Origin of the sequence: Amycolatopsis jejuensis, assembly GCF_000717335.1 — a bacterium.
GTDB lineage: Bacteria > Actinomycetota > Actinomycetes > Mycobacteriales > Pseudonocardiaceae > Amycolatopsis > Amycolatopsis jejuensis.
The window spans coordinates 157,499-177,456 of record NZ_JNYZ01000027.1 but is presented as its reverse complement, the minus strand read 5'-3'; the positions used below and the strand labels follow the sequence as shown (position 1 = coordinate 177,456).

The following is a 19,958-nucleotide window of genomic DNA, read 5'->3' as shown; positions in this document are numbered from 1 at the left end:
TTCCCATCGGCCGGGCCGATGTGCCGCGGCGCGCGGCCGCGCATACCCCCTCAGGCGGAGGCCGGTTCGTATCTCCCGGCCCCGCCGATGCTGCCCGCCGCGAGCCCGAGGTAGACCGCGGCGAGCTCGAACCGCAGCGCGAGCACCGCGGCCCGGACGATCTCGTCGGCCTCGATCTCCTCGGCAGGCGCGATCAGGTCCGCGCCGGGCAGGAACTCCTCGGCTTGGTACCGGGCCGCCTCGGTGGCCGGTCCGGTGCGCACCGACAGCAGCAGCACTCGGGTCGCGACGCCGCCGGACACGTCATCCGGGTCGGCGAAGATGTCCCGCTCTCCGCCGCCGGACAGCGCCACCCGGCGCAGCGCCGGACGCGCCAGCGCCTGCCGGTAGTCCTCCACGTCGCACACCAGCGCGGCGTGCGCGGCGAACGCATGTGCCGCATGCTCGCCCACCGCCACCGCGACCGGGTCGAGACCCCACAGCAGCGGCAACCGGTCCGCGACCCGCAGCGCGAGCGCCTTCGCCGGGTTCGCGAACGACTCCCGGGCGAGATAGTCCTTCTCCGCCTCCAGGTCGAGCTGGTCGGCGAGCAGCTGGACGTCGGCGACCAGCAGGCCGAGCGCGTTCGCGGTGAGCAGCCCGGCGGCCAGCCCACGCGGGAACGCCAGCTCCGGCGGGACCGGTACGCGCGGCGCGAGCAGCACGCCCTTACCCGCCACCGAAGCCGCGACCGGACCCTCGGCAGGCGCGGACAGCACCACCGACGCGCCGAACCGGGCGGCCCGCTCCAGCGAAGCGGCCAGCTCCCGGTCACCGGCGTCGTCGGTGTGCGCGAACACCACGTCCAGCGCCCCGATCCAGGACGGCACGGACTCGGCCACCACGACCGGCACCGGGCACGACGGCGCGAGCAGCGCAGCCAGCAGGCGGGTGATCGTGCGGCTCACCCCCGGCCGGTCGATGAGCACCAGCGAACGCGGACGGCCGAGGTCGAGCCGCTCGCTCAGCTCCAGCTCGGCCGCTGCCTCGGCGGTGGCCCGTACCTGCGCACCCGCCATCGCGGCAGCTCGCAGCAGGCCCGCGCTGTCGGCCTCGGCCAGCCGCGCGGGATCGTCGAGCAGGGAATCGTCAAGCACTGTCGGCACGGTCGTCACCTGGCTCGGCAGTACCCGGCAGCTGCGCCTCGTCGAGCAGCAGCACGGGGATCCCGTCGCGCACCGGGTACACCCGGCCGCATTCGGTACAGGTCAGCGCGTCGGCCTCGGGGTCTTCGGCCGTGCCGGGACGCAGCGGGGCGTGATCCGGCGACGGGCACGCGAGGATCTCGAGCAGCTGCGCGTCAAGCGTGATGGCCATGGTTCCTCCATACCACGCGTCGATGGACAGTGAAGGGCAACTTCCGGACACAATCGGACACCCGATCACCCCCGGACGAGGGCGAGCACCTCGCCGGTGAGTGCCTCGACCGCGGCCCGGTCGGCGGCCTCCACGTTGAGCCGCAGCAGCGGTTCGGTGTTGGAGGGGCGCAGGTTGAACCACGCGCCGCCGGGAAGCTGCACGGTGAGCCCATCCAGTTCGTCGATCTGCACGCCGGACTTGCCGGTGTACGCGTCCTTGACCGCGAGCATCCGGGCGACCTGGTCGTCCACCGTCGAGTTGATCTCGCCGGACGCGGCATACCGCGAGAAGTCCTGGGTGAGCGCGGACAGCGGGCCGTCCTGCTCGCCGAGCGCGGCCAGCACGTGCAGCGCGGCCAGCATGCCGGTGTCGGCCCGCCAGAAGTCGCGGAAGTAGTAGTGCGCGGAGTGCTCGCCGCCGAAAATCGCCTCGGTACGGGCCATTTCGGCCTTGATGAAGGAGTGCCCGACCCGCGTGCGCACCGGCTTGCCGCCGTGCTCGGCCACGATCTCCGGCACGCCCTTGGACGTGATCAGATTGTGGATCACCGTGCCGCCCGGCTCCTTGGCCAGCTCGCGCACGGCGACCAGCGCGGTGATTGCGCTCGGCGACACCGGCTCGCCCCGCTCGTCGACCACGAAACAGCGGTCCGCGTCGCCGTCGAAGGCCAGCCCCGCGTCGGCGCCGACCTCGCGGACCTTGGCCTGCAGGTCGACGATGTTCTTCGGGTCGAGGGGGTTGGCCTCGTGGTTCGGGAAATTGCCGTCGAGCTCGAAGTACATCGGGACGACGTCGATCGGCAGCCCGTCGAACACCGTCGGCACGGTGTACCCGCCCATGCCGTTGCCCGCGTCGACGACGACCTTGAGCGGCCGCGAGCGGGTGAGGTCGACGAGACCGCGCAGGTACGCGGCGTAGTCGCGGAGGACGTCACGCTCGGACACGCTGCCGCGCCGGCCCTCGAACTCGGGTACGCCCTGCTCGACGGTGTCGCGGATCTCGGCGAGCCCGGTGTCCTGCCCGACCGGGGCGGCACCGGCGCGGCACATCTTGATGCCGTTGTACTTGGCCGGGTTGTGGCTCGCGGTGAACATCGCGCCGGGCAGGTTGAGCGAGCCGGAGGCGAAGTACAGCTGGTCGGTGCTGGCCAGGCCGATGGACACCACGTCGAGGCCATGGGAGGTGACGCCGTCGGCGAAGGCCGCGGCCAGCGCGGGCGACGAGTCGCGCATGTCGTGGCCGATCACCACTGACGGCGCCTCGGGCTTGATGAGCAGGGCGAACGCGGCCCCGAAGTCCCGGACGAGGGCGGCGTCGAGCTGTTCGCCGACCACGCCGCGAATGTCGTAGGCCTTCACGATGCCCGAAAGGTCTGGCACGCCTTCTCCCCGCCGCTAGTCTCGTGGCGGCGCCGGTCGCGCCGCGGGCGAAAGCCTACCGGCGAGAGGGCGGCTCAGGCGCGCCCGGGGAGGACCCGCAGGTGCCCACGGCGTCCGGAAGGGCCTTCCGGCTCGGGCGGCGGTGCGGGCAGGTCGGAGCGGCCGGCTTCGCGGACGGCCTCGGCCAGCGCGGTGAGCTCGTCGGCGGACTGCTCGGGCGCGGCGAACGCCCCCTCGTGCCGCACGACCTCCCAGCCCTTGGGCACGGTGAGCCGCAGTGCGTGGGCTTCGCAGAGGTCGTAGGAGTGCGGTTCGGAAGCGGTGGCCAGCGGCCCGACGACGGCGGTCGAATCGCGGTAGGCATACGTGAGCGTGGCGACAGCGGGTTCGGGGCAACCCGTTCGCGAACATTTCCGTACGCTCCGCACGATCGGCAACGATAGCGGGTCGCCGCGACCACGTACCGGCGACACGCGCGTACCCCCGGCGACCGCATAGACTTGCGCAGTGGCGACGGCTCGTGACTACCGACAACGGCAGCGGCTGCGACGGGACCGGCACGGCCGGGGCCTGCGTGGAACGCTCTACCCGGCGACCCTGCCCGCGGCCGCCAGCCGCGCGGAGCGGTTCGACGCACTGGTGCTCGACGCACTGGAACCGATCGAAGCCCGGTGGCGCCACGAGCTGACGAAACTGGACGTCGCAGTCGACGACGTGCCCGAGGTCCGCACCGACGGCCGCGCCCCGGCCGAGGGCGTACTGCACGACAACACCGTCCCCCTGTCCCGGCTGGTCCCGGCCGGGGTCGACCGCACCGGCATGCCGACGCGCGCCCGGATCGTCCTGTACCGCCGCCCGCTGGAAGCCCGCGCGAAGGACCCGTCGGAACTGGCCGACCTGGTACACGACGTACTGGTGGAACAGGTCGCGGGCTACCTGGGCGTGGAACCGGACGTCATCGAAGGCGACTGACGCCGAGTTCCGTGAAGGGAACCATCAGGCCAGCAGATTCCCTCATGGTTCCCTTCACGGAATCCAAGTCCGTGATGGTTCCCTTCACGGACGTCGAGACGGAATCGCAGTCAACGCCGTGAACAACACCGCCGCCAGCTGCACCAACAGCAGCAGGCTGCGCTCGGTACCCGGGAACATCAGCGAGATCTCCGACGACTCCGGCGGTACCGACACCGCGACCTGATGCCCCCACGCAGGCACGATCGGCACCGCCTTGCCGTTCACGCTCGCCTGCCAGCCCGCCTCCTGCTCCGCGGCGAGCACGAGCAGCCGCCCCGTCGGGCCCTCCGACGCACGTACCCGCACGTCCGGCAGCCGTGCGTCCACCGGTGAAATCCCCGGGTTCGTCCCCGGCGCACCACCACCGGTCACCGCCTGCTTGGCCAGCTCCGGCGAGATCAACGCCACCTGGCCGGACTTGGGTAGCAGCCGGAGCGTCGGACGTCCGTCGGTGGTCGGCGCGGCGGCCGCGACCAGGTCGTTCGCGGCAGTGGCGAAGGCCCGCGCGTCCGTTCCGGCGGGTAGCACGACGTACTGCACTCCGGACGCCGCAGCAGCCGCCAGCACCCGCTTGAGCGCGGCCACGTCACCCTCACCGAGGCCACGACGCCAGTCCGCCAGCCGGTCCGGAGTCCCTGCAACCGGGGCAAGTTCGTCATCGCCGAAAAGCGCCAACCGACCACCGGTCTGCCGAACCTGAGCCGCCCCGACGTCAAGGATGGCCCGCCCGGTAGCAGTGACATCCGCCGCCACCTCGGGAGCGAGCTGCGGCCGCGGCTGAGCGGTGAGCGGACCCTCCGACCCCGTCGCGACAGCCCCCGCACCCAGCGCCGCGACCACGACCGCACCGGCAACCGCCAGCACCTTCGGCAGCCACGACGCAGGCGCCGCGACACCACCGCGCTGCCACGTCGCCAGCACCGCCCACAGCAATCCGGCACCGACCACCAGCAGCGGAACCCCGGCGTACCCCGGCGCAGCCGCCCCGCCCTGCATCGGCGTGAGCTGCACCTGCCGCACGACCACGACCCCGGCAATCCCCAGCACCGCAAGCGCCAGCCCGCCGACCACCTGCTTCCGCGGCCGGACCACCAGCGCGACGAGCGTCGCCGCCAGCACCGCGACGCCGATCGGCCACGCTCCCGGACCACCTGGCGTGAGCCCGGCGAGGTCCGTCGCGGAAGCGGGCGCCGCCGGTCCGCCGAGGCCGTGCAGGAGCAGTTCCGGATGCCGCAGCAGCACGGTCGGCCATGGCAGCAGCAGGACCAGCGGCAGGATCACCACGATCCCGACCGACGCGACCCGCCGCGCCAGCCCGGACGGCGCGGGCAGCACCACGAACCCGGCGAGCAGGCCGACCAGCGCGAGCACGTGCGCCAGCGGCGAAAATGCCCCGAGCAGCGCGACCCCGAACGCGGACAACGCCGAGACGTGCAGCCAGCGCGTACCCGGTTTGGTCAGCAACCGGACGATGCCCGCGACCACGAGCGGCAGCACGATGTGGACCACGACGACGTCGAGCTGACCTTGCGCGACGGACGCCGTGGCAGCGGGCAGCAGAGCGTACGTGGTGGCCACTGCCGCGCGAACCCAGCGGCGGACGGCGAGCTTGCGCGTTGCGGTGTACGCGGTGAGCGCGGCGAGTGGAATGTCACCGATGAGCAGGATCGCGACGAGCGCCGCCGGGCCGCCGATCGGGGCGAAGAGCGCGCCGATGGTGCCGAGCACGGGCAGCGTCGCGGGCGCGGGCGCGCCGGTGCCGCCCGCGACCGGGTGCCACGGCGACAGGTACGTCGACCAGATCTCGCCGAGCCCGCCGACCGGGAGGAGTTTTCCGCCCCAGAGGTCGAGGCCGAGCCGGTCGCGGTTGATCACCAGCGCGAGCGCGGTGAGGACGACGAGCAGCACCACCACCGGCGCGAAGATCGTCGCGGCGAGCACGCGGCGCCGGTTGACCTCCACGAACACCAGATCCGGTTCCGCGGGCGCCGGTTCGGGCCGCGGTTCGGGTGACGGATGATCTTCCTCGACCGGCTCGACGTCCGCCTCGGGTTCCTGCGTTTCGGGCAGCGTGACGGCGACGACCGTGCCCGGGCGGCGCAGCCCCGCGCCGTGCGTGCTCAGGCCGCGCAACGCCCCGGCGGGCAAGGCATCCGGGCCGACCGGCCGCGCGCCGGACGCCGCGAGCGCTTCCGGCGGAATCCACGCGGACTCCTGTTCGACGCTTTCCGGCACCCTGCCGAGCGCCACCTCGCTCTGCACCCCGCGCTGCACGAGCCCGACGACTCCGGCCCGGATTGCGTTGCGCAGCCGCGTGATCCGGCTCGTGAAGAGCCCGCGGACGGTACCCGGGCGCGGTTGTTCCCGCCGCCACGCCCGCGCCGCGCGAAGGTTTCCCTTTCCACCACAGAGATATCCGAGCGCGGCGAGTTCCGCGTTCGCCTCGGCGGTGCGGCGCAGCACGAAGAACACCAGCGCGCGCAGCACCAGCAGCACGGGCAGCCGGACGAGACCGAACCAGAACGAAGCGGGCGAGCAGTTCACCAAGAAGACGCGCAGACCGTGGGAACGGTTCGCGGCGGCGAGCGAACGGCCTGCCGCGTCCGGAGTGCGTTGCCCGGTGGAGAGCGCACGGGCGTGCCGGACGCGCGCCGCCGGGACCGACAGCACGAGTGCACCGGCGGCGTTGGCGCGCCAGCCGAAGTCGAGATCCTCGCGCAGCAAGGGGAAATCCGGGTCGAAGCCGCCGACGCCGTCCCAGAATTCCCGCTGCACCAGCAATCCGGCACTGGGGACGGCGAGGACCTCGCTGGGTTCCTCGCCGGGGGCGGCCATCTGCTGGCGGTGCCCGGAGGCGTCGGTGGAAAGCCCGGCCTCGACGATCAGCCGCGGGTCGGTCCAGTCGATCCCGAGCGGACCGAGGACTTTCGCGGACGGGTTCTCCTCGGCGGCGAGCAGGAGCCGGTCGAGACAGTCGGGCTCGGGGGCACAGTCGTCGTGCAGGACCCACAGCCAGGTCCCCGGGTCGCCCCACCGCTCGACGGCGTGCGCGACGGCCGCGGCGACCGCTTCCGCAAACCCGATTTCACTCGACAGAGTGACAACTCCGGAAAGAACGGGGTCCTCGTCGACCGCCCCGGGACGGGCAGCTTCGGCGAGGAGTTTGGCCGTCCGGTCGGTGGACCCGGTGTCGACGGCGAGCACGTGCCGGGGACGCACCGTGCTGCGCCGCAACGCGGAAAGCGCCAGGGGCAGCCATTCTTCGCCGTCGTGACAGACCACAATGGCCAGAACGGGCAACGTCCGCACGACGGGCGGGACGAGGGTGCGGGGCAAGAACGGCTCCTGCAGGACGAGACGATGGTCCGGCCACCCTACGGCCTGCGTACCGGCCCCGGCGGGGAACCCACACGGGAAGCCCGAATCCCACCACCTGGACCCGGCGGCGGGCTCACCACGCGGCGGACCAGGGTTCACCACGCGGCGGCGCCGGGTTCACCACGCGGCGGCGGAGCCGGGTTCACGAGGCTGGCAACGGCGAATCCCGCCGATCCCAGCCCAACGGCCAGCCGAATCCGCCGCAGCCGAGGGTCGGGGATCCCGCCGGGCGGGGTGAACCCGCCCAGCACCAGCCGAACTCACCAACCCGGACGAGGACTCAGAGGACGGCCCGGCCGAAGTAAAACCCCACCCACAAGGGATGACCGAGTCCCACCACCTGGACTCAATAAGCCAGCCGAACCCGCCTGCCCAGACGAGAGTTCAGGGAATGCCCGGCCGGAGTGAAACCCACCCACACCAGCCGAACCGGGTGCCGAATCCGCCGCGGCCGAGGAACGGACGTTCCCGCCGATCCCAGCCCAACGGCCAGCCGAATCCGCCGCAGCCGAGGGTCGGGGATCCCGCCGGGCGGGGTGAACCCGCCCAGCACCAGCCGGACTCGCCTACTCAGACCGGGTTCCGGCCGGAGTGAAAACCCCACCCAGGCCGGAATTCGGCGACGTGCCCAAGCCGACGTGAACCCCGCGCACGCAACCGAACCCACCTACCCAAACGGGTGTCCGGCGGGTATGCCCGGCGAGTGAAACCCAGCCGGACAGACCTACGCGACCCGACCCGAACGGGGGTCCGGGGGCGTGCCCCCGGGCGGGGTCTGGGGGTTGCACCCCCAGAAGACACGGTGAAGGTCAGCCGGTCCACGCTCTCCGTGGACACACCGCCCCCGAGACCGGAACCTCCCGGAACCCTCTCAGATTGCGCGTTTCTTCAGCTTCCGGCGTTCCCGTTCGGACAGGCCGCCCCAGATGCCGAAGCGTTCGTCGTGTGCCAGGGCGTATTCCAGGCACTCGTCCTTGACCTCGCAGCCAAGGCAGATGCGCTTGGCCTCGCGGGTCGAGCCGCCCTTCTCCGGGAAGAACGCCTCCGGGTCGGTCTGCGCGCACAGGGCGCGCTCTTGCCAGTCCTGCTCTTCGGGGACGTCGAAAAGGTCGGTCAGATCCCCGAGCTGCTGCTCCGGGTTCTCTCCCCAACCCACGACGTGCCCCCACTCCCTGTTGTCCGCTTCCAACCGCACGTCCGCCTCCTCGCTCCTACGCACTCCCCAGGCTGGCGGTGGTGAAACGACACCCGCTGTCCCCTCTCGGCAGCGAATGACATCACTGTGATTACACCCGTGTAGTGCGGCCAGGTCAAGCCGAGTAGCGAGTTCGGGGGATACCTGGGCCCGCGTGCGCAAGGGGACACGCCGAAGACTTCACACCGGGCATACGGAAGACTGGTGCTGTGCAGAGATCAGCAGTGCGCCCGAGCCCGATCTTCCTCGGCCTCCTCGTCGTGACCGTCGCCGGTGGTTTTCTGGCCGCATACGGTGATCCCACGACTCTCACGGGTAATCGCGACCCGATGTTCGTCGCGGGCGTCGTGCTGCTCGTCGCGGGCGGCTGGATCGTTTCCCTCACGCTGCACGAGTTCGGCCACGCCTTCGTCGCGTTCCGTGGCGGCGACCACGAGGTCGCTCACAAGGGGTACCTCTCGCTCGACGTCCGGCGCTACGCCGACCCCGTCTTGTCTCTTGTGCTGCCGCTGGTCTTCCTGCTGATCGGCGGCATCCCGTTGCCCGGCGGTGCGGTGTGGATCAACCGCGGAGCGTTGCGTACCCGCGCGACGGCGTCATGGATGTCACTCGCCGGTCCGCTCACCAACCTCGCGGCCGGCGCTGCGCTCTGCCTCGTCACGATGCTCGTGCCGATGGCCACCGGCCTCTTCTATGCGATGTCGTACCTCGCCCTGCTGCAGGTGATGACCTTCCTGCTCAACATCCTCCCGGTGCCCGGGCTGGACGGCTGGGGCGCGATCGAGCCGTACCTGTCGCCGCAAGCGCGGGCGTTCGGTGCGCGGGTGCGGCCGTGGGCGCCGCTCGCCCTGTTCGCGCTGTTCTTCCTCTTCCGGCCGGTGTCGAACCTGTTCTGGTCGGTCGCCGGGAGCATCTACGGGGCGATCGGCGGCAGCGAGCTGGCCGGAATCGTCGGGCAGAGCGCGTTCCTGTTCTGGCGGTGAGTGTTCAGGCCCACTGCCGGTGCGCCATCAGCCAGCGGTGTGCGCGTTTCCACACCGTCTTGAGCCCGGAGCGCTCCCCGAGGTAGTCGCCCGCCGCGCCGACCACCGGCAGCATCCCGAGCGCCCGGTGCACCCAACGGCCGCGCGGGCGCTTCTCGAGCTCGCCCGTGATACCCCACAGTGACCGGCCGAGCCGCCAGAGTGTTCCCCCCACGGCTTTCACGGTGACCTTGCCGTGCTTGCGACGGGACTCGTCGAGCTCTTCGGTGAGGCGGGCGGTCTCACTGTCCTCCGAAGACGCTGAAGACGCTGAAGCCACTGCGGACCCGGCGTCGATCTCCCGCTCGAACAACACGGACGCGATCAGCCGGACCCGGCTCTCGACGTCGGTCACCCCGTACTCCCCGGCAATCGCGCACAGCACCAGCCCCTGCGACGCCGCGCCGAGGGTGTCCTGCACCGGCAGCCGGTCGGCGAGCGCGCCGCCGAGACCGGGGATCGACGTCAGCAGCGCGGTGAGCCGCCCCACCCGGTTGATCCACCAGCCCGCGCGCTGGTCGATGTCCATGCCCGCCCACGCCGCGGTGCCCGGGACCTTCACCGCGGTGAGCGCGTCGAGCACCTTCTTCTTGAGACCGTCATCGGCGAACTCGTCCTCGCCGCGACGGGCGCGGGCCTGCAGGCCGAAGGGATCCGACTCGCGCAAGGCGTCGAGCACCGGCCCGCAAGCACGGACGAACGGGCGCAGCGCCGCCACCACCTGACGGTCCGAAATGGTCTCAGCCATGCGCACTCCCCCTCGCCGACGCCCGGCCGAGCCCGCCGCCGAGGACGAGCGCCGCCGGCAGCGCACTCGCGCCGAGCAGCAGCAGCGAACGCCAGTCCTGGACGAGCACGAGGTCGCCACCCGGACCGAGCAGGCCGACCCCGAACACGACGATGACCCACACCAGCAACGGCACGAACGACAATCCCGGCCGGACGAGCTTCGCGGTGGTCAGCACGAGCCACGGCGTGGTGACCGCGCCGACGAGCGCCATCACCGGAAGCGGCACCACGTCGAGCGGACCCACGCGCAACGGCAGGAAGAACAGCTCGAGCAGAGCAAGCAGAACAGCGTCGAAGGTGAGCAGCAGCAACAGCAGCCACTGCGCCCGGGTCAGCGGGGCAGGCACGGTCACCACCCGCCGAACAGGTCGGTCTCGGCTCCGTGCCCGTCGCCGTGGGCGAGGACGAAGTACTCGGCGGACGGGACCGGCTGCGCGATGTCGTTGGTGAGCGCGAAGTGGGCCACCGCGCCGTCGACCACGGTGAGCTGTGTTTCGTGTGCCCGCAGTGCCGCCAGTTTTGCCTTCCGGTGCGCGGAGATGTCGATCACGGTGCCGATCTTGCCGTCCGGAGTGGACGGAAGCTCGCCGTCGGCGGCCACCCGGAAGGGGGAGTTCGCGCGGGCCCGCAGCTCCGCCAGCCCGGCCGCGAGCGCGGACTCGGACTGGACCACGTGGAACACCCGCTCGACCGACGGTGCGTCCGGCGCGGCGGCCATCGTGATGTCGTGCGCCCGGATGTGGTCGGGATGGCCGTAGCCGCCGAAGGAGTCGTACGTGACGACCACCTGCGGGGCGAAATCGTCGAGGAGCGCGCGCAGCTGGGTGGTCTGTTCCACTGCCGAGCCGCCGGTGAACGCCCGCGGATGCGCGGCCGCCGGGGTACCCGCCATCCCGGAGTCACGCCACCGGCCGATGCCGCCGAGGTACTCGTGCCGGGTGAGGCCGAGCGCGACGGCCGCGGCAGCCATCTCCCCCGACCGGTACCCGCCCAACTGGTCGGCCTCGGCGGCGGCGAGGTGCGCCAGCCGTGGCGGGACGATCTCGCCCTCCTCGCCGAGCGTGCAGGTGACCACACAGACCTCGGCGCCCTCGGCGGCGTACCGGGCGATGGTGCCGCCGGTGGCGATGCTCTCGTCGTCCGGATGGGCGTGGACCAGCAGCAGCTTCCGCTTCACGCCCCCAGATTAGTGACCCGCCTTCCCCGCCAGGGGACCCGCGGCTGGGGACCACCGTTCCGGGTGCGGGAACGACTCCGGCAGCAGGACCGGGAACAGCCATCGGAACGGCCCCGCGAACCGCCTCGGAACTGTCCGGGAAACGCCGTGCAGGGACTACTCGGCGGCGTGCACGGGAAAATGCAAACGCATCCCAAATAGTCGGACCGGATTCCCGCCAGATGGGCGTTCCGATTTGCGGAACGTTCCGCCGTCCGGAATCCCGGCCGAAGGACGGAAGATACCCGGAACGCACTTTCGCCGGACGGCCGCCGCGGCCTCCTCCGGCGAGAGCATTCGGTTCACGAGATCGGGCTATTTTCTTGTCACTTCGGGTTTGTCACGGCTGTGTGACTACTCCATTCGCAGGGGTCCACAAAGCGGAACCCGTCGGTTATTGTCCCCCGAGCCGATGGACCGAACGCACCGGAGAGACACCCGAAATGGTTCCCGACCCTCCCGAGATCCACTACCGAAAGTAGTCGATCAAGTGCAGAACCCGAGGTGGAACTAGGCAGCACGAGATTGCTGTTCCGCAACGATCTCACTGAGAGTGTCCGGATCGATAGGTTTGCCGTCTGTCCAATGCCTAAGTTCCACGACTACGGTGAGCAACGCGATATACATCGGTGCTTGCGGTCACGAAGAGGTCGCCTCGCACACCCGCGACGGCGTCGAGCAAGGAGAATGAATGTTAGTGACGACTAGGTCGCGCGCCGCGAAGCTCGGCGCGTTCGTCGCGGGCGCGGCCCTTCTGCTCTCCGCATGCGGTGGTGGCGGGGGCGGCAACAACGCAGTGCAGACCGGGCAGGCATTCGCCGACTGCGACAAGAACCCGAACACCTGCAACTCGGCGCCCGGCGATCAGCTCCAGCAGGGCGGCGATGTCACCTTCGCGATCGAGAAGAACGTCCCGAACTGGAATGTGACCTCCGCCGAAGGCAATGTGTTCGAAACGGGCATGGTCACCAAGGGCATCCTTCCCTACACGTTCTATTCGACTCCCGACCTCAAGCCGGTGCTGAACAAGGACTTCGTCGAATCGGCGGAGATCACCAGCACCAGCCCGCAGACGATCGTCTACAAGATCAACCCGCAGGCGTCCTGGTCGGACGGCACGCCGCTGTCGGCGGACGACTTCGTCTACAACTGGAAGGTCCAGAACGGCAAGGACTGCAAGGACTGCGCCGCAGCCAGCACGTCCGGCTACGACCAGCTGAAGTCGGTCGTCGGCTCCGACAACGGCAAGACCGTCACGGCCACCTTCGACAAGCCGTTCACCGACTGGAAGCAGCTGTGGAGCTCCAGCGGCGCGATGTACCCGGCGCACCTGGCCAAGCAGCACGGCGACATCAACACCGCCGAGGGCCTCGCGTCGTCCTACAAGTGGTTCGGCGAGACCGTGCCGACCTGGTCGGGCGGCCCGTGGAAGATCTCGAAGTTCGACAACAACAAGTCGGTCACCGAGGTCCCGAACGAGAAGTACTGGGGCGCCAAGCCGCACCTGAACAGCGTGGTCTTCCGCATCATCACCGACGCGACGCAGGAACCGACCGCACTGCAGAACAACGAGGTGCAGGTCATCTACCCGCAGCCGCAGGTCGACCTGGTGAACCAGGTCAAGCAGATGCCGAACATCTCGTCGTTCATCGGCCTCGGCCTCACCTGGGAGCACTTCGACTTCAACCTGAAGAACCCGGCGCTCGCCGAGAAGCCGTTGCGCCAGGCGCTCTTCACCGCGATCAACCGCAAGGACATGATCGCGAAGACCGTCGGCCAGTTCACCAACAAGGTCGAACCGCTGAACAACCACAACTTCATGCCGCAGCAGACCGGCTACAAGGACGTGGTGTCCTCCACCGGGCAGGGCAGCGGTGACATCGAGAAGGCCAAGAAGATCCTCACCGACGCCGGGTACAAGATCAACGGCAGCCAGCTGTCCGACCCGAGCGGCAAGGCCGTTCCGCCGATGCGGATCCGCTACACCGTCGGCAACCAGATCCGGCAGAACGAGTGCGAGCTCTTCGCACAGGCCGCGGCCCAGCTGGGCGTCAAGGTGAACGTCCAGTCCACCGACGACCTCGGTGACACCACGACGAGCGGTGACTACGACATCATCGTGTTCGCCTGGGTCGCCTCGCCGTTCCCGTTCGCCGGCGCGGTCCAGAACTGGACCACCGGTTCGGGCAGCAACTACGGCAAGTACAGCAGCAAGCAGGTCGACGACCTGATCGCGCAGGCCAACGCCGAGACCGACCAGACAAAGGCGGCGGACCTGCTCAACCAGGCGGACCAGCTGATGTCGGAAGACGCGTACGTGCTTCCGCTCTACCAGAAGCCGACCTTCATCGCGGCCTCGGACAAGATCGCCAACATCCGCAACAACTCGACCCTCGACGCGCCGGTCTACAACATGGCGGAGTGGGGCCTCCGGAAGTGATCACCGCCCGGTAGATTCCCGCTGGGCAACCGGTGAAGGGCCGGCTCGGAGCCGGCCCTTCACCGTATCCGCGAGCGGTGCCCGCTTGCTGTCCCGAACCCCCGATTGCCCCGTTTCGTCGCCTCGGCCCTGCCACCACCAGCGGCGGGCGCAGGCAGAACACCCGTCAAGAGCAGGAAGACCTCCATGCTTGCCTTCGCACTGCGCCGGCTTTTCGTCTCGGTGCCGATCCTGATCGTGTCGACGTTCGTCGTCTTCGTGATGGTCTCGCTGTCGGCCAACCCGTTGACCCCGCTGATCACGCGCAACCCGCCACCGCCACCGCGGACCATCGAGCTCGAACGCATCCGGCTGCACCTCGACCAGTCGATCATCGAACGCTACTGGCACTGGATCACCGGCGTGCTGAGCGGTGATTTCGGCCCCTCGGTCCAGTCCACCATGAACATCGGCCACGAGGTCTTCGCCCGGTTCGGCGTGACGCTCCGGCTGATCGTGCTCGCCATGGTCGTCGCCCTGATCCTCGCCGTGATCATCGGCGTGATCAGCGCGGCCAAGCAGTACTCCAAGTTCGACTACACGGCCACCTTCTTCGGCTTCCTCTTCCTGTCTATGCCGTCGTTCTGGTTCGCGATCGTGCTGAAGCAGATCGGGATCTCGGTCAACGACACGGTGGGCAACCAGGTCTTCTACACCATCGGCTCGTCGTCGGTGATCACCTCCGGCGGATTCTGGGCCCAGTTCGGCGACGTGCTCGGGCACCTGATCCTGCCCACCATCTCGCTCGCGCTCACGAGCTACGCGGCATGGAGCCGGTTCCAGCGCGCGTCCATGCTCGAGGTGCTGAACAGCGATTACGTCCGGCTCGCGAGAGCGAAAGGCCTGCCGCGCTGGACGGTCACCCGCAAGCACGCGCTGCGCAACGCGCTGATCCCGCTCACCACGGTGACCGCGCTCGACATCGGCTCGATCCTCGGCGGCGCCGTGGTCACCGAAACCGTGTTCCAATGGCAGGGTGCGGGTGCATTCCTGCTGGACTCGATCAGGCGCAGCGACGTCTACGCCGTGGAGGCGTGGCTGCTCATCGCGGCCACGTTCATCATCGTGCTCAACCTGATCGCCGACCTGCTCTACGGCCTGCTCGACCCGAGGATCCGCTATGCCTGACGACGCCTCCGCCTTCCCCACCCCGCCCACGACGCTGGGCGGCGCCCGGTTCGCCCCGGGTGACCCGCAGACCCCGGGGAGTCCCGCGCCCGAGCGCGAGTTCACCGTCAAGGAGCGCAGCCAGGCGCAACTGGTGTTCCGGCGGTTCCTGCAGCACCGGCTCGCGATGATCAGCCTCGTCGTCTTCGTGCTGATCATCCTCTTCGCCTACGTGGGCGGTGCGCTCTGGAAGTACCACCCCGGCGACATCACCGACCAGAACTCGGCGCCGCCGTCGGGCAACCACCCGTTCGGCACCGACGCGGTCGGCCACGACACCCTCGCGCAGGTGATGCGCGGAACCCAGATCTCGTTGCAGATCTCCATTCTCGTCGCGTTGTTCGCGACGATCGTGGGCACCGTGTGGGGTTCGGTCGCCGGGTACTACCGCGGCTGGATCGACACGCTGCTGATGCGGGTGTCCGACCTCGTGCTCACGCTGCCGCTGCTCGCGGTGGCCGCGGTGCTCGGCCACCAGTCGGGTGGTACGTGGTGGCTGATCGCGGTGGTCATCGCCGGGCTGTACTGGGCGTACGTGTCCCGGGTAGCCCGCGGGGTCGTGCTTTCGTTGCGGGAGAAGGAATTCGTCGAAGCGTCGAAGGCGCTCGGCGCGAGTGACGCCCGGATTATTTTCCGGCATCTGGTGCCCAACGCACTCGGCGCGATCATCGTGAACCTGACGATCCTGGTGTCGATCGCCATCCTGCTCGAGACCGCGCTGTCGTTCCTCGGCTTCGGCGTGCAGCCGCCGGACACGTCGCTCGGCCTGCTCGTGAGCAGTGCGCAGACCGCGGTGGACACCCGGCCGTGGCTCTTCTACTTCCCGGGCGTCTTCATCATCCTGATCGCACTGACCATCAACTTCATCGGCGATGGCCTCCGGGACGCGTTCGACCCCCAGCAGACGAAGGTGCGCGCATGACCCAGTACGACTCCGACGGACGGGGCGGCGATCCCGTCCTCGTCGTGGAGGACCTGACCGTGCAGTTCCCCACCGGCGAGGGCGTCGTGAACGCCGTGCGCGGGGTGAGCTACCAGCTGCGCCGCGGCGAGGTGCTGGGCATCGTCGGCGAGTCCGGCTCCGGCAAGTCGGTGACCTCGCTCGCGGTGATGGGGCTGCTGCCGAGGACCGCGAAGGTGTCCGGCTCGATCCGGTTCGGCGGGGTGGACCTGCTGAAGGCGAACGAAAAAGAACTGAACAAGGTCCGCGGCAAGGGCATCGCGATGGTGTTCCAGGATCCGATGACGTCGCTGAACCCGGTGTACAACGTCGGCGACCAGATCGCCGAGGCGATCACCGCGCACCACGACGTGCGCCGGGACGTGGCGCGCAAGCAGGCCGTCGACCTGCTCGACCTGGTCCGGATCCCGAACCCGCAGCAGCGCGCGAACGAGTACCCGCACCAGCTGTCCGGCGGCATGCGCCAGCGCGTGGTGATCGCGATCGCGATGGCCAACAACCCGGACGTGATCATCGCCGACGAGCCGACCACCGCGCTCGACGTGACCGTGCAGGCGCAGATCCTGGAAGCACTGCAGGCCGCGCAGAAGGAGACCGGCGCCGCGATGGTGCTGATCACCCACGACCTCGGCGTGATCGCCGGACAGGCCGACCGCGTGCACGTGATGTACGCGGGCCGGGTGGTCGAATCCGGCACGGTGGACGACATCTTCTACACGCCGCGGATGCCGTACACGCTCGGCCTGCTCGGCAGCCTGCCGCGGCTGGACGTGAAAACCGAACGGCTCACGCCGATCACCGGGTCACCGCCTGCCACCACGAACATGCCGCCGGGCTGCCCGTTCAGCCCGCGCTGCCCGCTGGCGCAGCCGATCTGCGACGAGGAGGAGCCGCCGCTGGTGGCCGGTCCCGCCGGAACGGCCGCTGCCTGCCACTTCACCGAGCAGGTCGTCGGGAAGGACCCGGCCGAGCTGTTCAGCGCCACCTCGGCCGACGTGGCAGCCGTCCCGGTCGCCGTCGACGCCGCAAGCGACCCGGAGACGAACCGATGACCGAGGCCACGGCGACGCGGACGCCCGTTCTCTCCGCGCAGCACCTGGTGAAGCACTTCCCGATCCGCGGCGGCGGCCTGCTGCGCCGGACGGCGGGCGCGGTGCAGGCGGTGTCGGACGTGTCGTTCGACATCTACCCGCACGAAACGCTGGCGCTGGTCGGCGAATCGGGCTGCGGCAAGTCGACCACGGCTCGGGTGGCGCTGGCGCTGCAGCCGCTCACCGACGGCAAGGTGACGTACGAGGGCAAAGACCTCGCGAAGATGTCGAAGCGCGAACTGCAGCGGCTGCGGCGAAGCATGCAGATCGTGTTCCAGGACCCGTACGCGTCGGTGGACCCGCGGCTGCCGGTGAACGAGATCATCGCGGAACCGTTGCGGATCCACGGGTTGTACGCCGACAACGGCCGCCAGCAGGTCCGGGACCTGATGAAGACGGTGGGCCTGCGGCCGGAGCACGGAAACCGGTTCCCGCACGAGTTCTCCGGCGGGCAGCGGCAGCGGATCGGGATTGCGCGGGCGCTCGCGCTGAAGCCGAAGGTGCTGGTGCTGGACGAACCGGTGTCCGCATTGGACGTTTCGATCCAGGCCGGGGTGCTGAACCTGCTGAAGGATTTGCAGGCGGAGTTCGGGCTGTCGTATCTCTTCGTGTCACACGACCTTTCGGTGGTGCGGCACGTGTCGGATCGCATTGCGGTGATGTATCTGGGCAAGATCGTGGAGACGGCGCCTGCGGAGGAGTTGTTCGAGAGCCCGGCGCATCCGTACACGCAGGCGTTGATTTCGGCGATTCCGGTGCCGGATCCGCGGTTGGAACGTACTCGGCAGCGGATTGTCATCACCGGGGATGTGCCCAGTCCGGCCAATCCGCCGTCGGGGTGCCGGTTCCGGACGCGGTGCCCGAAGTTCGCGAATCAGCTGGATGATGCGGGCCGCAAGAAGTGCACGACGGAAGAACCCGCACTGGTCGACCGCGGCCACGACCACCCCGTCGCCTGCCACTTCGCGGAAAGCCTGCAGCTGATCTGAGCAAGGCCGGTCAGGTGGCGCCGCGGGTCCAGTTGACGGCCGAGCCGAAGGGGCCAAGGAAGGGAGGGCCCGGGGTCAGGCCGGAGATTCCTTTGCCCACGGCAAGGGTTTCTGCTTGCTGGAAGAGCGGGACCACGACGTTTTGGGACCACAGCTGGGGTTCCAGGGTCTTCAACGTGTCGGTGGTGGTGGCGGAGCCGGTCAATCCGGAGTCGATGGTTGCTTGCAGGGACTCGTCGCACAGCCCTGCCGGATTGGCCGGTACCTGCGGTTTCGTCTTGTCCGCGGTCGCGTGGTCGGGGGCGCAACCATAGGTCGACGCCAGTACCGTTGCCGGGTCACCGCCGACCGGCTGGCCGATCACCGCGATGTCTACGCCCACGTTGCCATTCGAATCCGGAGCCGCTTGCTGTTTTCCGTTCACCACCGGCATTGCCAGCAGTGACGAGAACAGGTCACGCGGCGGTGGCTTGATGCTGTTGACCTCGACCCCGGCCGCAATGAGTTCCGACGACAGTTCTTTCGCGATCGAGGCGTACGGTTCCTGTTCCCCTGGCGAGGCGAGCACGAGCGACAGCGTCTTGGTTCCCTTACGCCATACGCCCGATTCCTTTTTGTACCCGGCGGCGGTGAAGTACTCCTCCGCCTTCGCCACATCCGGGGCCGCGGGTGGGCCTGCCGGAATGGTGGCTGCGTAACCTTTTGCGGACGGGGGCAATACTTGTGCATCCGCTTTCAATGCGCCCGAAGGGCCGCCTTTTGCCCCGGCGGCGATCAGCTTTCCGCGGTCCAGCAGCGCGGCCACCCCGGCGCGGATCCGGCTGTCCGAGAGCGTCGCGCTGACCGGGCGTAGCAGGACCGCCGCTGTGCGTGGGCTGGCGACGGTGTGCAGTTTCACCGCCGGGCCAAGGTCGTTGAGCAGCTGCAGGCCGGTGGCATCGGTGCGGGTGAGGGAAAACTGGTCGGTACCGCTGCGCAGTGCGGTGGCGATGCCGGACGGGTCGGAACGGCGCAGCACCAGCGTGTCGACGGCGGCCGGTTTTTCCCAGTACCGGTCGTTGCGCTGCAGGATCGCCTCGCCGCGGGCGGTGTCGATGGTCTTGATCGCGAACGGCCCGGCCACCGCGGGGAAACTCGTGGCGAGCGCGGTCGCCCAGCCGCCCGGCGCGTCCTTGAGCAGATGCTGCGGCAGCAGGTTGTCGAACAACGTCTGCCAGGCCGGGTACGGCTTGCTGAAGGTGACCTCGACGCCCTTGCCGCCGTCGCGCGATTCGATGTCCGAGATCAGCCGGTACCCTGCCGGTTCGATCACGCCGGGCTGGGACTTCATCGCGTTGGCGAGGTAGATGAAGTCCTCGGTGGCGATCGGGGCGCCGTCGGACCAGGACGCTTCCGGGCGGATCAGGTACTTCACCGTGAACGGCACCTGCGACACGACCTCGGCCGACACCATCAGCGTCTTGTCGAGGCTGCGCGTGCCGTCGTCAGCCTGGCGGAACACCGAAGGCAGCAGCAGCTGGGACAGCGCGGTGGTGATGGTGGACGAGTCGGCGATGGTGTGCGGGTTGTAGCCGCCGACCACGTCGTCCACGCCGACCACGATCTGCGACAGCGATTGCGCCGGGGCGGTGCTCGACGGCGGCGCCGACGTGACCACCGGCGGCGGCGGCGTGTTCGAGCATGCGGAGAGCAGCACTACTGCCAGCGCCAGCACCGGCCCCAGCCGGCGTCCGCTTCGCACGCTCGTCCTCCTGAAAGTTCCCCCACGGCTCCGAGCGGACATGCTGCCACGCCCGGGCCACGGCCGGCACCGAGATTCCCATATCGGCGATCCCCTCCCGACACCGGTGCGGATACCGCCAACAGAGTGGACGTTTCAG

Annotated in this window: 17 protein-coding genes; 7 read left to right on the top strand and 10 right to left on the bottom strand. The window is 69.5% G+C overall.

The window, feature by feature from the left end:
- Positions 1 to 50: 50 nt before the first annotated feature.
- From OO71_RS32715 to OO71_RS32700, 4 genes are all read right to left on the bottom strand, one after another.
- Positions 51 to 1,136: a hypothetical protein gene (locus OO71_RS32715; protein WP_033293812.1), complete on the bottom strand. Its 1,086-nt coding sequence runs from the start codon at positions 1,134 to 1,136 to the stop codon at positions 51 to 53.
- Positions 1,129 to 1,356 carry a Trm112 family protein gene (locus tag OO71_RS32710; protein ID WP_033293811.1) on the bottom strand — a complete coding sequence of 76 codons (228 nt, stop codon included), beginning with the start codon at positions 1,354 to 1,356 and terminating at the stop codon, positions 1,129 to 1,131. The genes OO71_RS32715 and OO71_RS32710 overlap by 8 nt, the downstream gene beginning before the upstream one ends.
- 65 nt (positions 1,357 to 1,421) lie before the next feature.
- Positions 1,422 to 2,777: a phosphomannomutase/phosphoglucomutase gene (locus OO71_RS32705; protein ID WP_033293810.1), complete on the bottom strand. Its 1,356-nt coding sequence runs from the start codon at positions 2,775 to 2,777 to the stop codon at positions 1,422 to 1,424.
- Positions 2,778 to 2,851: 74 nt separating this feature from the next.
- Complete coding sequence (locus OO71_RS32700) at positions 2,852 to 3,205, bottom strand: DUF3499 domain-containing protein (protein ID WP_033293938.1); 354 nt, start codon at positions 3,203 to 3,205, stop codon at positions 2,852 to 2,854.
- A gap of 79 nt (positions 3,206 to 3,284) precedes the next feature.
- On the opposite strand from OO71_RS32700, the gene OO71_RS32695 reads away from it, so the two are divergent.
- Entirely contained in the window at positions 3,285 to 3,749 is a 465-nt protein-coding gene (locus OO71_RS32695) for a metallopeptidase family protein (protein ID WP_033293809.1), read from the top strand.
- A gap of 84 nt (positions 3,750 to 3,833) precedes the next feature.
- Here the strand turns inward: OO71_RS32695 and OO71_RS32690 are convergent, their stop codons facing one another.
- Both OO71_RS32690 and OO71_RS32685 read right to left on the bottom strand, forming a co-directional pair.
- Positions 3,834 to 7,127, bottom strand: a complete 3,294-nt coding sequence (locus OO71_RS32690; protein WP_033293808.1) for a glycosyltransferase family 2 protein — start codon at positions 7,125 to 7,127, stop codon at positions 3,834 to 3,836.
- Between the two features lie 913 nt (positions 7,128 to 8,040).
- Positions 8,041 to 8,286 (bottom strand): WhiB family transcriptional regulator, encoded by a 246-nt coding sequence (locus tag OO71_RS32685; RefSeq protein ID WP_211260707.1) that lies wholly within the window; start codon positions 8,284 to 8,286, stop codon positions 8,041 to 8,043.
- A 302-nt stretch (positions 8,287 to 8,588) separates the two neighbouring features.
- Between OO71_RS32685 and OO71_RS32680 the strand changes: the two genes are divergently transcribed.
- Positions 8,589 to 9,347: a site-2 protease family protein gene (locus tag OO71_RS32680; RefSeq protein WP_033293806.1), complete on the top strand. Its 759-nt coding sequence runs from the start codon at positions 8,589 to 8,591 to the stop codon at positions 9,345 to 9,347.
- Positions 9,348 to 9,351: 4 nt separating this feature from the next.
- On the opposite strand, the gene OO71_RS32675 is transcribed toward OO71_RS32680, so the two are convergent.
- Genes OO71_RS32675 through mshB form a run of 3 tightly spaced genes read right to left on the bottom strand, consistent with a single transcriptional unit; the run spans position 9,352 to position 11,352 of the window.
- On the bottom strand, positions 9,352 to 10,134 hold the full coding sequence (locus OO71_RS32675) for a hypothetical protein (protein WP_033293805.1): 783 nt from the start codon (positions 10,132 to 10,134) through the stop codon (positions 9,352 to 9,354).
- Positions 10,127 to 10,528, bottom strand: a complete 402-nt coding sequence (locus OO71_RS32670) for a hypothetical protein (protein WP_033293937.1) — start codon at positions 10,526 to 10,528, stop codon at positions 10,127 to 10,129. The genes OO71_RS32675 and OO71_RS32670 overlap by 8 nt, the downstream gene beginning before the upstream one ends.
- The gene (gene mshB, locus OO71_RS32665; protein ID WP_033293804.1) at positions 10,525 to 11,352 is read right to left on the bottom strand and encodes an N-acetyl-1-D-myo-inositol-2-amino-2-deoxy-alpha-D-glucopyranoside deacetylase; all 828 of its coding nucleotides are present in this window, start codon (positions 11,350 to 11,352) and stop codon (positions 10,525 to 10,527) included. Before mshB ends, OO71_RS32670 begins: the two co-directional genes overlap by 4 nt.
- 730 nt (positions 11,353 to 12,082) lie before the next feature.
- Between mshB and OO71_RS32660 the strand changes: the two genes are divergently transcribed.
- The 5 genes from OO71_RS32660 (at position 12,083) to OO71_RS32640 (ending at position 18,078) form a co-directional block, all read left to right on the top strand.
- Complete coding sequence (locus tag OO71_RS32660) at positions 12,083 to 13,831, top strand: ABC transporter family substrate-binding protein (RefSeq protein ID WP_033293803.1); 1,749 nt, start codon at positions 12,083 to 12,085, stop codon at positions 13,829 to 13,831.
- A 186-nt stretch (positions 13,832 to 14,017) separates the two neighbouring features.
- Entirely contained in the window at positions 14,018 to 14,998 is a 981-nt protein-coding gene (locus OO71_RS32655; protein ID WP_033293802.1) for an ABC transporter permease, read from the top strand.
- A complete protein-coding gene (locus tag OO71_RS32650) occupies positions 14,991 to 15,959 on the top strand; it encodes an ABC transporter permease (RefSeq protein WP_033293801.1) in 969 nt (322 codons plus the stop codon). Before OO71_RS32655 ends, OO71_RS32650 begins: the two co-directional genes overlap by 8 nt.
- Positions 15,956 to 17,050, top strand: a complete 1,095-nt coding sequence (locus OO71_RS32645; protein WP_033293800.1) for an ABC transporter ATP-binding protein — start codon at positions 15,956 to 15,958, stop codon at positions 17,048 to 17,050. Before OO71_RS32650 ends, OO71_RS32645 begins: the two co-directional genes overlap by 4 nt.
- Positions 17,047 to 18,078: an ABC transporter ATP-binding protein gene (locus OO71_RS32640; RefSeq protein ID WP_033293799.1), complete on the top strand. Its 1,032-nt coding sequence runs from the start codon at positions 17,047 to 17,049 to the stop codon at positions 18,076 to 18,078. Before OO71_RS32645 ends, OO71_RS32640 begins: the two co-directional genes overlap by 4 nt.
- 10 nt (positions 18,079 to 18,088) lie before the next feature.
- Here the strand turns inward: OO71_RS32640 and OO71_RS32635 are convergent, their stop codons facing one another.
- Positions 18,089 to 19,861 carry an ABC transporter family substrate-binding protein gene (locus tag OO71_RS32635; protein ID WP_156096664.1) on the bottom strand — a complete coding sequence of 591 codons (1,773 nt, stop codon included), beginning with the start codon at positions 19,859 to 19,861 and terminating at the stop codon, positions 18,089 to 18,091.
- Between the last annotated feature and the right edge of the window lie 97 nt (positions 19,862 to 19,958).